The 12,329-nt window shown below is 68.1% G+C and carries 9 protein-coding genes; 3 read left to right on the top strand and 6 right to left on the bottom strand.

The genetic code is table 11. The features are described from left to right. Positions 1 to 3 precede the first annotated feature (3 nt). The 5 genes from ACQY8B_RS11335 to ACQY8B_RS11315 all read right to left on the bottom strand — a co-directional run bounded on the left by ACQY8B_RS11335 (position 4) and on the right by ACQY8B_RS11315 (position 6,621). Positions 4 to 366, bottom strand: coding sequence for a response regulator (locus ACQY8B_RS11335; RefSeq protein WP_422086804.1), 363 nt, complete (start codon positions 364 to 366; stop codon positions 4 to 6). Positions 367 to 439: 73 nt separating this feature from the next. Continuing rightward, positions 440 to 1,663 carry a hybrid sensor histidine kinase/response regulator gene (locus tag ACQY8B_RS11330; protein WP_422086803.1) on the bottom strand — a complete coding sequence of 408 codons (1,224 nt, stop codon included), beginning with the start codon at positions 1,661 to 1,663 and terminating at the stop codon, positions 440 to 442. Further along, positions 1,653 to 2,255, bottom strand: coding sequence for a chemotaxis protein CheB (locus ACQY8B_RS11325; protein ID WP_422086802.1), 603 nt, complete (start codon positions 2,253 to 2,255; stop codon positions 1,653 to 1,655). The genes ACQY8B_RS11330 and ACQY8B_RS11325 overlap by 11 nt, the downstream gene beginning before the upstream one ends. Next, on the bottom strand, positions 2,252 to 3,034 hold the full coding sequence (locus ACQY8B_RS11320) for a CheR family methyltransferase (protein WP_422089180.1): 783 nt from the start codon (positions 3,032 to 3,034) through the stop codon (positions 2,252 to 2,254). The genes ACQY8B_RS11325 and ACQY8B_RS11320 overlap by 4 nt, the downstream gene beginning before the upstream one ends. Before the next feature lie 86 nt (positions 3,035 to 3,120). After that, a complete protein-coding gene (locus ACQY8B_RS11315; protein WP_422086801.1) occupies positions 3,121 to 6,621 on the bottom strand; it encodes a response regulator in 3,501 nt (1,166 codons plus the stop codon). A gap of 145 nt (positions 6,622 to 6,766) precedes the next feature. Between ACQY8B_RS11315 and ACQY8B_RS11310 the strand changes: the two genes are divergently transcribed. Continuing rightward, complete coding sequence (locus ACQY8B_RS11310; RefSeq protein WP_422086800.1) at positions 6,767 to 7,822, top strand: DMT family transporter; 1,056 nt, start codon at positions 6,767 to 6,769, stop codon at positions 7,820 to 7,822. 4 nt (positions 7,823 to 7,826) lie between these two features. On the opposite strand, the gene chrA is transcribed toward ACQY8B_RS11310, so the two are convergent. Beyond that, positions 7,827 to 9,194, bottom strand: a complete 1,368-nt coding sequence (gene chrA, locus ACQY8B_RS11305) for a chromate efflux transporter (protein ID WP_422086799.1) — start codon at positions 9,192 to 9,194, stop codon at positions 7,827 to 7,829. Positions 9,195 to 9,353: 159 nt separating this feature from the next. Here chrA and ACQY8B_RS11300 point away from each other — a divergent pair, with 159 nt between their 5' ends. After that, the gene (locus ACQY8B_RS11300) at positions 9,354 to 11,651 is read left to right on the top strand and encodes a helicase C-terminal domain-containing protein (protein WP_422086798.1); all 2,298 of its coding nucleotides are present in this window, start codon (positions 9,354 to 9,356) and stop codon (positions 11,649 to 11,651) included. A 30-nt stretch (positions 11,652 to 11,681) separates the two neighbouring features. Further along, the gene (locus tag ACQY8B_RS11295) at positions 11,682 to 12,293 is read left to right on the top strand and encodes an alpha-ketoglutarate-dependent dioxygenase AlkB (RefSeq protein ID WP_422086797.1); all 612 of its coding nucleotides are present in this window, start codon (positions 11,682 to 11,684) and stop codon (positions 12,291 to 12,293) included. Positions 12,294 to 12,329: the final 36 nt, after the last annotated feature.

Below are 12,329 nucleotides of genomic sequence, written 5' to 3'. Positions count from 1 at the left end.
TGTTCAGCCCGGCGGCTGCGCCAGGATCCGGTCCAGCTTGTCGATGTCGATCGGCTTTTGCAGGTGGTGGTCGAACAGGCCCTTGGCCGATTGGCCGCCGCTGTCATTGGCCGAGAAACCCGAGATCGCCACCAGCAGCTTCGGTGCGCCAGAGGCCGCATTGGCGCGCAACTGGCGGGCCACTTCGGTGCCCGGGAAGTCGGGCAGCGTGAGGTCGATCAGCGCGGCATCGAAGCTCTCGGCTGCGGCCGCGTCGAGCGCCTGTCGGGCTGTGTAGGTGCAGCGCGCCGTGTGGTCCTGCAATGTCAGCAGTTCCTGCAACAGGTCGGCCGCGGCTTCGTTGTCGTCGACGATCAGCACATTCACAGCTTTGTTTCTTTCCGGATTTTCGAAGTAATCAGTATCGCGGCCGCCCGCCCGCATGGGGGTAGGAGCATGCCTACGCTGGTTGCGCGGCGGTGTTGCCGGAATCGGGAATCTGCAGCGGCAGTTCGACTACGAAGGTCGAGCCCTCGCCGGGGGCGCTCTCCACGCCGATGTGCCCCGCATGCAGGCACACGATCTTGCGCGTGATGTACAGCCCCAGGCCCAGCCCCGCCGCATGCCGGCGGCTGTCGTCGGTGCGCTCGAACTGCTCGAAGATGCGCGCGTGGTCTTCCGGCGCGATGCCGATGCCCTGGTCGCGCACCGCCACCCGGGCGGTGTCGCCTTCGAGACTCACCGTCATCTCCACCGGCTTGCCGCCGCCGTAGCGCAGCGCGTTGGTCAGCAGGTTGGTGAGCACCTGTTCGATGCGGAATTCGTCCCACACGCCGCGCAGCTCGGGCGGCGCCTGCAGCGTGATGACCGAGCCGGCGGCCTCGGCCTGCTGGCGCAGGTTTTCGACCACCGCGCGGGAGAGCGCGCTCAGGTCCACCGGCTTGGTCTGGATCGACAGCGCGTCGCGCCGCATGCGCGTCACGTCGAGCATGTCGTCGATCAGACGCACCATGTTGCGGATCTGCCGCTGGTCGCGCTCGATCATCGACGGCAGCCTGTCGGGCGCGAAGTTGGCGAGGTTGCCCTTCGACAGATGCAGCTGGCGCAGCTGCGCCTCGAGGTAGAGGGTGTTGAGCGGCGTGCGCAGCTCGTGCGACACCATCGACATGAAGTCGTCGCGCATGCGCACCGCGCGCTCCAGCTCGCGCTGGGTGTGCTGCAACTGCTGCACCAGTTCTTCCTGCTTGTGGTGGGCGGCCGCGAGCTGGTCCATCTCGTGGCGCAGCGCCTTGCGGTGGCGGTGCAGGTCGACGAACACGTTGACCTTGCTGACCACCGCGTGCGGGTCCAGCGGCTTGTGCAGGAAGTCGACAGCGCCGCTTTCGTAGCCCTGGAAAGCGTAGTTCAGCTCGCGCCCCGCGGCGCTCACGAAGATGATGGGAATGTGCCGCGTGCGCTCGGTGCCGCGCATCAGCTCGGCCAGCTCGAAGCCGTTCATGCCCGGCATTTGCACGTCGACGATGGCCAGCGCGAACTCGTGCTCCAGCAGCAGCGCCAGCGCCGCTTCGGCCGAGGCCGCGCGATACACCACGCGCCCCGGCGCACGGATGAGCGCCTCCAGCGCCAGCAGGTTCTCCGGCAGGTCATCGACGATCAGCAGCTTGCTCTCGATGTCAATGTTCATGGGCCGACTCCAGTTGCAGAAGCAGGGCGCGCAGTTCGCGCAACGGGAGCACGTAGTCGGGGGCGTGGCGCGCGATGGCGGCTTGGGGCATGGTCGGGATCTGAGCTTCGGTCGGGTCCTGTACGGCGGTCAGTCCGCCGGCCAGATGGATGCGGTGCAGCCCCTCGGCACCGTCATAGTTGGCGCCGGTCAGCAGGAAACCGGCGAGGGCGGGGCCGTAGGCATCGGCCGCGGAGGTCATGAGCACGTCGATCGACGGCCGCGAGAACAGCACGGGCGGCTCGCAGCTCAGGGAGAAGGTGCGCTCGCGCTCGATCGACAGGTGATAGCCCGGCGGCGCGAAGTACAGGCTGCCGGCTGCAAGCGGCATCTTGTCGCCCGCCTCGCGCACCGGAATGGGCAGCCGCTGCGCGAAGATCTCGGCCAGGTGGCTCTCGTGTTCCTCTGGCAGGTGCAGCACCACGGCCAACGGAATGTGCCAGGTGGCGGGCAGGTCGCGCAGCAGCGTGTTGAGCGCGTCGATGCCGCCCGCGGAGGCGCCGAGCACCACGGCCTCCACGCGCTTGTTGGTCGAGCGAATCCGCCTTTTCATGTGGCCTTGCGGTAGATGCGCTCCGCGCGCGCGTGCGTGTCGAAGCGGTCCGAATAGCCGGAGAAATCGATGCTCTCCTTCGAGCCCAGCCCCAGGAAGCCGCGGTGCGACAGCGACTCGTGGAACAGCCCCAGCGCCCGGTCCTGCAACTGCCGGTTGAAGTAGATGAGCACGTTGCGGCACGACACCAGCTGCGTTTCCGCGAACACGCTGTCGGTGGCCAGGCTGTGGTCGGCAAAGATCACGTCGGCACACAGCGAGGGGTCGAAGCGCGCGGCTTCGTAGGCGGCTGTGTAGTAGTCGGAAAACGCGCTGCGTCCGCCCGCGCGCTGGTAGTTGGTGGTGTAGCCGCGGATCGCCTCCAGCGGAAAGATGCCCTGGCGCGCCTTCTCCAGCGAGGCCGGGTTGATGTCGGTGGCGTAGATCTGCGTGCGCTCGAGCAGGCCTTCCTCGCGCAGCAGGATGGCGAGCGAGAACACTTCCTCGCCGGTGCTGCAGCCCGCCACCCAGACCTTGACCGAGGGGTAGGTGTGCAGGATCGGCACCACGTGCTGGCGCAGCGCCAGGAAGTACGCCGGGTCGCGGAACATCTCGCTCACCGGGATGGTCAGGAACTGCAGCAGCCGGCCGAACAGCAGCGGGTCGCGCAGCACGCGGTCCTGCAGCGCCGAGATGCTCGGCAACCCGAGCTGTTCGAGCGCATGCAGCACGCGGCGCTTCTGCGAGGCCATGGTGTAGTTGCGGAAGTCGTAGCTGTACTTGAGGTAGATGGCCTCCATCAGCAGGCGCAGCTCGATTTCTGTGTCGCTCAGCGGCGGCAGCGGCGGCGTGGCCGGCGGCGTTGGAGAGGTGGGGTGTGAGGTGGTCACAGGCGCTCCATTTTCGGCATCCACACCCGCAGCAGCGAGAACAACCGTTCCAGGTCCACGGGCTTGGCGAGGTAGTCGTTGGCGCCCGCGGCCAGGCATTGCTCGCGGTCGTCCTTCATGGCCTTGGCGGTGATGGCGATCACCGGCATCTTCTCGAAGCGCGGGTCGGCGCGCATGCGGCGCGTGGCCTCCAGGCCGTCCATCTCCGGCATCATCACGTCCATCAGCACCAGGTCGATCTCGCGCACCTGGTCGAGTTTTTCCAACGCCTCGCGGCCGTTGCGGCCGATTTCCACGGCCGCTCCGCGCTGCTCGAGCGCGCTGGTCAGCGCGAAGATGTTGCGCACGTCGTCGTCCACCAGCAGGATGGTTCGGCCCTCGAAGATGCGGTCTCGCCCGCGCGCCGTCTTGAGCATGCCCTGGCGTTCGCTCGACAGTTCGGCTTCCACCTTGTGCAGGAACAGCGTCACTTCGTCCAGCAGGCGCTCGGGCGAGCGCGCGCCCTTGATGATGATCGAGCGCGAGTAGCGCTGCAGCTCGGTTTCCTCGTCGCGCGTGAGATTGCGCCCGGTGTACACGATGACCGGCGGGAACGACACGATTTCCTCGGCCGCCATCGCCTTGAGCAGCTCGCTGCCCTGCATGTCGGGCAGCCGCAGGTCGGTGATCATGCAGTCGAAGACGCGGGTGCGCAGCAGCTCCAGCGCCTCTTCGCCGGAGCCCACGGCGACGATCTCGATGTCGTCGTCCTCGATCAGGCGCATCACGCTCTCGCGCTGCAGCTCGTCGTCTTCCACCAGCAGCACCACCTTGACCTTCTGGGTGAGCTTGTCTTCCAGCCGCGCGAACACGCGCATCAGCTCGTCGCGCGTGGTCGGCTTCAGCGCATAGCCGATGGCGCCCATCTGCAGCGCCGCGCCCTGCGCGTTGTCGGCGGCCGAAACCACGTGGATCGGGATGTGGCGGGTGTGCGGCGAGTCCTTCAGGCGTTGCAGCAGGTCCAGGCCGGTGCTGTCGGGCAGGCGCATGTCCAGCAGGATGGCGTCGGGCACGAACTGCGTGGCCAGCTCGAAGCCGTCGGCCGCGCCGTGCGCCACCAGGCAGCGGTAGCCGAGTTCGTGCGCCAGGTCGTAGAGGATGTGCGCGAACTGCGGCTCGTCCTCGATCACCAGCACGCGGCGCACCTGGTCGCGCGGCAGCGAGCGGTCGTCCGCGAACTGCGGCGCGGGCACCGGGGAGGGTGGCTGGGGCGGGAGCGGCACGGCTGGCGCGGCCGGTGCCAAGCCAACCGGGGCGTGCGCCGGCTTGGGCGTGTAGACGGCCGACGGCGCGGCCGATGCATTGCCCGAGGCCTGCGGCGCCTTGGCCGGAAGCTGCAGCACGAAGGTGCTGCCCTGGCCCGGCTGGCTCTGCACTGCGAGCGTGCCGCCCAGCAGCTGCGTGAGGTCGCGCGAGATCGACAGGCCCAGTCCCGTGCCGCCGTAGCGCCGGCTGGTGGTGCCGTCGGCCTGGCGGAAGGCCTCGAAGATCAGCTCGTGCTGCTGCGGGTCGATGCCGATGCCCGAGTCGGACACCGCAAAGGTAGCGCCGCCGTCCGCCGCGGCAGACACCACCAGCGCCACTTCGCCGCGGTCGGTGAACTTGAGCGCGTTCGACAGCAGGTTCTTCAGAATCTGCTCCACGCGCTGGCGGTCGGTCACGAGCGAGGCGGGCGCATCGGGCTTGATTTCGAGGCGGAAGCTCAGGTTCTTCTGCTTCGCCAGCGGCCGGAAAGTGGTTTCCAGGCTCTCGGCGAGCCGGCGCAGGGAGACGTCTTCAGGCACCACTTCGAGCTTGCCGGCCTCGACCTTCGAGATGTCGAGGATGTCGTTGATCAGCACCAGCAGGTCGTTGCCCGACGAATAGATCGACTCCGCGAACTTCACCTGCTCCTTGGTAAGGTTGCCCTGCGGGTTGTCGCCCAGCAGCTTGGCCAGGATGAGCGCGCTGTTCAGCGGCGTGCGCAGCTCGTGCGACATGTTCGCCAGGAACTCCGACTTGTAGCGGCTGGCGCGCTGCAGTTCGTCGGCGCGGTCTTCCAGGTCGCGCTGCACGCGGCGCAGCGCGGTGTTGCGCTGGTCGAGCGCCTCGGTGCGCTCCGACAGCTGGCTGTTGGTCTGCTCCAGCTCGGCCTGCTGGTTCTCCAGCATGGCCTGGGAGGCACGCAGCGCACGCGACTGCTCCTCGAGTTCTTCGTTGGCGGTGCGCAGTTCTTCCTGCTGCACCTGCAGTTCCTCGTTGAGCTGCTGGGTCTCGGCCAGCACGTCCTGCAACTGCTCGCGGTAGCGCGCCGCAGCCAGCGAGCTGCCGATGTCGTCGGCCACCACGTCCAGCAGCTGGCTGCCGCGCTCGTCCAGCGGGCCCGGCAGGCCGAGTTCGATCACGCCGTTGACCATGCCGTCGCTGGCCACCGGCAGAAGCAGCACGGCCTTGGGCGTCATCTCGCCCAGGCCCGAATTGACCTTCAGGTAGTCGGCATCGACAGGCTCGATCACCATGCGGCGGCGCTCGGCCGCGGCCTGGCCGACCAGGCTCTCGGTCGGCGAGAAAACTTGCGGCGTGGCCTCGGCCGCGCTCGAGAAACCATAGCTCGCGGCCCGGCGCAGCGGCCCGTGCCGTTCGCGCACATACATGGCGCCGACCGATGTGCCCAGGTGGCGCGAGAAGAAGGCCAGGATCTTGCGTCCCATGTCCGGCGCGCTGAGCTCGCCCACCAGTTCGCCCACCAGCTCGGTCTGCGCGCCGCGCAGCCAGGCCTCGTGCGTCAGTCGGTCGGCGTGGGCTGCCTGCTCCTTCAGCACCACGTCGTAGCTGTCGGACAGCCGCATCAGCTGCCGGCGGCCGAAATAGGCCACCAGCCCGGTCAGCGTCAGCGTGAACAGCAGGAACAGGCAGATCACCCACCACGCGGTGCTGTTGGCATTGTTGTTGCGCTGGAAGCGCAGCGTCTGTTCGGTGTCGATGAAGGCGTTGAACTCGGCGCGCATGTCGTCGGTCAGCCGCTTGCCGCGGCCCAGCCGCACCTGGGCCTGGGCGTCCTCTCCGGCGCGGCGCGCGGCGATCAGGCTGCGCGCGAATTCGTTCCACGTTGCCTGCGTGGCCGCGATGCGGTCGAGGCGCTCGACCTGCTGGCGGTTGTCCGACACCAGTTCGCGCAATGCGGCCGTGTCGGACTTCATGCGGGGCAGGGCACTCTGATAGGGCTCCAGGAAAGCCTCGTCACCGGTGATGAGGAAGCCGCGCATGCCGGTTTCCATGTCGATGCTCTGGCGCTGCAGCTCGCTGGCGGCACGGGTCACGCGGTCGGTGTGCTCGACCCAGCCGATGGTGTTGAGCAGGAACAGGATCAGCCCGACGAACACCATGGCGCCGAAGATGCCGCCGATCAGGGGGAGCTTGAGGTTGCGGCTCAGCAGACGGTCGAAGTCTTCGGGGTCTATCGCGGAGTGAGAGTTCATCGGTCGCATTTGTAAGCAAAACTTGTCAAGTTTTGCCGAAAAACGACGCTTTCCCTGTCGGAGAAAGCCTCGTCAAGGCTATCCCCTGCGATTTCGCAGAGGAAGCGCAGCCATGACAATCCGCTTCGCCACCAGATAGACGACCATGACCGCCAGCCATCTTTCCCTCCCCGCCGTGAAGGGCGGGCTGCTCGCATTGCTCGCTGCCGCTCTTTTCGGCCTCAGCACGCCGCTCGTCCAGCATTTCGGGCAGGGCATGGGGGCGTTCACGACCGCGGCGCTTCTTTATGCTGGTGCGGCGGCTGTCGGCTTCGCGACCCGCCAGCGGGTGGAGCGCGAAGCGCGCATGGTGCGCGCCGATCTGCCCCGGCTCCTGCTGATGGCCATGTTCGGCGCGTTGATCGGCCCGGTCGCCCTCGCCTGGGGACTGCAGCACACAGGCGGCACCAGCGCTTCGCTGATGTTGACGCTGGAGGCGCTGTTCACGGCGCTGCTGGCGCGCTTGCTCTACCAGGAGACCATGGACAGGCGCGTATGGGCTGCCATGCTGCTTCTGTTCGCCGGCGGCGTCGCCCTGGTTCTGGACCAGGGCAGAAGCGGCGGCGCGCAACTCTGGGGAGTGCTGGCGGTGCTGGTGGCGACTGCTGCCTGGGGCATCGACAACACGCTTTCGCGCGCGCTGGCCGAACGCGACCCGGGGCAGGTCGTGCTGGGAAAGGCGGCCATCGGCGCGGTGGCGGCTACTTTGCTGGGCCGGTTGCTGCAGGAGCCGGCACCTGCGCCGGCTTCGGCGGTGATCCTGTTCGCCGTCGGCGCGACCGGGTACGGGCTCAGCCTTCGCTTCTACCTGCTTGCGCAGAGAGCCTTCGGCGCTGCGCGCACCGGCTCGGTCTTCGCCTTTGCGCCGTTCATCGGCGCGGCCTTTGCCATCGCGCTCGGCGACCGAAGCGGTACCTGGGTGATGGCGGCGGGCGGCGTGCTGATGATGCTCGGCGTGGTGCTGCACCTGATGGAGTCCCATGGCCACGAGCATGCGCACGAGCGCCTCGCGCATGAACACGCGCACCGCCATGACGACGGGCACCACGATCACACCCATGAGGTCATGCCGTCGGGCGCCCACAGCCATCCCCATGTGCACGAGCCGCTGCGGCATGCCCATGCGCATGTGCCGGACGCCCACCATCGGCACGCGCACTGACTAGCTAGCCAGGGATCAGCAGGGAAAGCACCAGTCCCAGCATCGCGCAGGCACCCAGCAGCGGCAGCACCCCGACCTTGAAGCGGAACAAGGCAATGGCTGCAGCCACGGCTATTGCCGCTGACATGGCGTCGAAGTGGCCGCCGAAGCCCTGCGGCCACAGCACGTGATAGGCGAAGAAGAACGCCAGATTCAGGATCACGCCCACCACCGCCGCCGTGATGGCGGACAGCGGCGCGGTAAACCCCAGCTTGCCGTGCGTTGCTTCGATGGCGGGGCCGCCGGCCAGAATGAAGACGAATGACGGCAGGAAGGTGAAGAAGGTCACCACGGTGGCGGCCAGCGCACCCGCCAGGAAGAGCGAATCAGGCCCCAGCACCCGGTGCAGCCAGCCGCCGACGAAGCCGACGAAAGCCACGACCATGATCAGCGGGCCCGGCGTGGTTTCCCCGAGCGCCAGCCCGTCGATCATCTGCGCGCCCGTCAGCCAGTGATGCTGCTCGACTGCCCCTTGGTAGACGTAGGGCAGCACGGCATAGGCGCCGCCGAAGGTCAGCAATGCGGCCTTGGTGAAGAACCAGCCCATCTGCGCGAGGGTCGCGTCCAGGCCCTGGAAGGCAACAAGAATGCCCATGGCCGCGAGCCACAGGCCCAGGCCGATGCCCAGGACCTTGACCAGCCGCGAGCGCGAGAAGCGTGCGTGCGGCGGCGTGGGCGTGTCGTCGTCGATCAGCGCGGGTCCGTAGCTCTGCCGGGCCGCGCCGTGGCTGGCGCCCAGCGCGAAAACGCCGGGCGCCCGTTTCGCACCGAAGTACCCGATCAGGCCGGCCGCCAGCACGATGGCTGGAAACGGCGTGCCGAGCACGAAGATCGCCAGGAAGGCTGCGGCTGCAATGCCCCACATCCACCCGTTTCTCAATGCCCGGCTGCCGATGCGATGGGCCGCATGCAAGACCAGCGCAGTGATCGCCGGCTTGATGCCGTAGAAAACGCCGGCCACCGCGGGCACGTTGCCGAAGCGGAGGTAGATCCATGACAGCGCGATCAGGATGAACAGCGAAGGCAACACGAACAGCGCCCCGGCGACGATGCCGCCGCGGGTCTTGTGCATCAGCCAGCCGATATAGGTGGCCAACTGCTGTGCCTCGGGGCCGGGCAGCAGCATGCAGAAGTTCAGCGCATGCAGAAAGCGCTTCTCGCTGATCCAGCGGCGGCGCTCGACCAGCTCGGTGTGCATGATCGCGATCTGGCCGGCGGGACCGCCGAAGCTGATGAAGCCGAGCTTGAGCCAGAAGCGCAAGGCTTCGGCAAAAGTGACGGGCTGCGGAGGCGCGGAAGACGCGGGGGGGGCGTCGGGCAAGGCAGTGTCCACGGAATGCTCGGTTGTGGGTCTCCAGCGCTTGGACGGGACACCGTCTTGCTTTGCAGGCCGGGAGGCTGTTTTCCCCGGTGCGGCATCGTAGCAGCCACCAGGATTGGTCCTTGGGCCCGGTCGGCGATAACATCTGTATATCCATCCAGTTGTTTCGCAATGGACTCCGAACCCCTCCATCCGGTTGCTCACACCGTTTCCGTCAAGGCCCTGTGCGCCTTCGGCGCGAAGGCGGGCGACCTCGACCTTCGCTTCGTGCCCGCGCCCAGCGCGCTCGAAGGCATGGCCGGCCACGCGCTGGTGCAGCACCGGCGCGGCGGCGACTATGAATGCGAGGTCGGTCTGGAAGCCACCTGCGGCGGAGTGCATGTGCGCGGCCGTGCCGACGGCTATGAATTCCACAAGGCAAGGGTGGAAGAGATCAAGACCTTCCGCGGCGACTTCGACGCCATTCGCGGCAACCACCGCGCGCTGCATTGGGCGCAGGCCCGCACCTACGGCTGGATGCTCTGCGAGCGGGACGGCCTCGACGAGATGACGGTCGCGCTGGTCTACCTCGACCTTGCCACCGGTGACGAGACCGTGCTCGAAGAGCACCACACCCGCGAGGCCCTGCGCGAGCACTTCGAACTGCTGTGCGGCCGTTATGCCGCCTGGGCCGAAAGCGAAGCCGCGCATCGCGCCGCGCTGGACGGCACGCTGGCCGCGCTCGCGTTTCCGTACGGCAGCTTTCGCGCCGGCCAGCGCGAGCTGGCCGAGGCCGTTTATCGCGCGGGCGCGGGCGGCCGCTGCCTCATGGCGCAGGCGCCCACCGGTATCGGCAAGACGCTGGCCACCATCTTCCCGCTGTTGAAGGCGCGTGCCGGCCGCAAGATCGACAAGCTGTTCTTCCTCACGGCCAAGACCTCGGGCCGGCCTGTGGCGCTCGACGCGCTGCGGGTGCTCGACAAGGGACGCGGCCAGGGCCGGCTTCGCGTGCTCGAACTCGCGGCCCGCGAAAAAGTCTGCGAATACCCCGATCGCGCCTGCCACGGCGATGCATGCCCGCTCGCCAAGGGCTTCTACGACCGGCTGCCCGCCGCGCGCGAGCAGGCCGCGCAGGTGGCGTGGCTCGACCGGCAGGCGCTGCGCGACATCGGCCTTGCGCACGAGGTCTGCCCCTATTTCCTCGCACAGGAAATGGCGCACTGGGCCGACGCCATCGTCGGCGACTACAACTACTACTTCGACAGCAGCGCCTTTCTCTACGCCACCATGCGCGAGGCCGACTGGCGCGCCGCCGTGCTGGTGGACGAGGCCCACAACCTGCTCGAACGCGCGCGCGGCATGTACACCGCCGAGCTCGACGGCGGCGCGCTGGAGGAAGCCCATCGCATGGCCCCCGCAGCGCTGCGCGGTCCGCTGGCCCGCGTGTTCCGCGAGTGGGACACCGTGCAGCAGTCGCAGCAGGCCGACTACGAAACCGGCGACGAGATCCCCGAGCGCTTTCTTCGCACCCTGCAGGCGGCCAACACCGCCATGGCCGAGCACTTCGCGGCCACGCCCGATGCCTCGCAAGGGCCGCTGCAGCGCTTTTTCTTCGACGCGCTGCATTTCGCGCGGCTGGCCGAGGCCTTCGGCGACCATTCGGTGTTCGAGCGCACGCTGGGCGCCACGCAGCAGGCGCGCCGGCTGGCAATTCGCAACCTGGTGCCGGCGCCGTTCCTGCAAGGGCGCTTCGTGGAGGCGGCGTCGGTCACCTGTTTCTCGGGCACCCTGTCGCCTTTCGAGTTCTACCGCGACGCACTCGGCCTGCCCGAAGACACCGCGCTGCTCGACGTGGCCTCGCCGTTCCACAGCGCGCAGCTGCGTGTGGAAGTGGCCGTGGATGTGTCGACGCGCTTTCGCGACCGCGCGGGCTCGCTGCGCAACGTGGCGGACATCATCGGCGCGCAGTTCGAGCGCCTGCCGGGCAACTACCTCGCGTTCTTCAGCAGCTTCGACTATCTCGAGAAAGCCTGCGCCGCCTTCTCGATGCGGCACCCCGGCGTGCCGGTGTGGACGCAGACGCGCGGCATGCGCGAGGCCGAGCGCCACGGCTTCATCGCGCGTTTCGAGGAAGGCGGGCAGGGCATCGGCTTCGCGGTGCTGGGCGGCGCTTTCGGCGAGGGCATCGACCTGCCGGGCAGCCGGCTCATCGGCGCCTTCGTGGCCAGCTTGGGGCTGCCGCAATACAACGAGCTCAACGAGATCACCCGCGAGCGCATGCAGACGCGCTTCGGCAAGGGCTACGAGTACACCTACCTCTACCCGGGCCTGCAGAAGGTGGTGCAGGCCGCCGGCCGCGTGATCCGCACCGAGGAAGACAGGGGCGTGCTGCATCTGCTGGACGACCGCTTCGCGCGCGCCGAGATCCGCGAACTGCTGCCGCGCTGGTGGCATGTGCGAATGGCCGGGGACGCAGATGGCGCACCATGAAACCGTGACTGAAGGCAGGTGACAAGGAAAATGCGCACCGCCAGCCGCCTCGAGCATGCCGCCCAGCCCGACCTGTTCGGCGAGGCGCCGGTGGCGGCCATCGGGGGCCTGCGCTACGAGCGCGGCTTCCTGTGCGCCGCCGAAGAGGCCGAACTGCTGCGAATCGTGCAGGGCCTGCCGCTCAAGGAGATGCGCTACAAGGAATACACGGCGCGGCGCCGCGGCACCAGCTTCGGCGGCAGCTACGACTTCGACACCAACCGCCTCAAGCCCGGCGCGCCGCTGCCCGAGGCGCTGCATCCGCTGCGGGCCAAGGTGGCCGCATGGGCCGGCATCGGGCCCGAAGACCTCAGCCACGTGCTGATCGCCGAGTACCGGCCCGGCACACCGCTGGGCTGGCACCGCGACGTGCCCGACTTCGAGGACATCATCGGCGTCTCTCTGCACAACGACGCGGTGATGCAGTTCAGGCCCTACGTGCCCGGCGCGGCAGCCTCGGGGCCGGCCGCTCTCGAATTCCTGATCGAGCCGCGCTCGGTGTACCTGCTGCGCGGGCCGGCGCGCTGGGCATGGCAACACGCCATTGCGCCGACCGAGGCGTTGCGCTACTCCATCACACTGCGAACACGTAGAACACGCTGACGCTGCGTTCAACCAGCAGGGCGCCAGAGTGTTCCT

The sequence above is a fragment of the Variovorax sp. genome, assembly GCF_965279555.1.
Taxonomy (GTDB): domain Bacteria; phylum Pseudomonadota; class Gammaproteobacteria; order Burkholderiales; family Burkholderiaceae_C; genus Variovorax.
This window is presented reverse-complemented; position numbering and strand designations above follow the sequence as displayed.

Coding starts and splice junctions, on each gene's coding strand:
- ACQY8B_RS11330 (WP_422086803.1), bottom strand. CDS start 1,663: ATGAACATTGACATCGAGAGCAAGCTGCTGATCGTCGATGACCTGCCG.
- ACQY8B_RS11310 (WP_422086800.1), top strand. CDS start 6,767: ATGACCGCCAGCCATCTTTCCCTCCCCGCCGTGAAGGGCGGGCTGCTC.
- ACQY8B_RS11315 (WP_422086801.1), bottom strand. CDS start 6,621: ATGAACTCTCACTCCGCGATAGACCCCGAAGACTTCGACCGTCTGCTG.
- ACQY8B_RS11320 (WP_422089180.1), bottom strand. CDS start 3,034: ATGGAGGCCATCTACCTCAAGTACAGCTACGACTTCCGCAACTACACC.
- ACQY8B_RS11325 (WP_422086802.1), bottom strand. CDS start 2,255: ATGAAAAGGCGGATTCGCTCGACCAACAAGCGCGTGGAGGCCGTGGTG.
- ACQY8B_RS11295 (WP_422086797.1), top strand. CDS start 11,682: ATGCGCACCGCCAGCCGCCTCGAGCATGCCGCCCAGCCCGACCTGTTC.
- ACQY8B_RS11300 (WP_422086798.1), top strand. CDS start 9,354: ATGGACTCCGAACCCCTCCATCCGGTTGCTCACACCGTTTCCGTCAAG.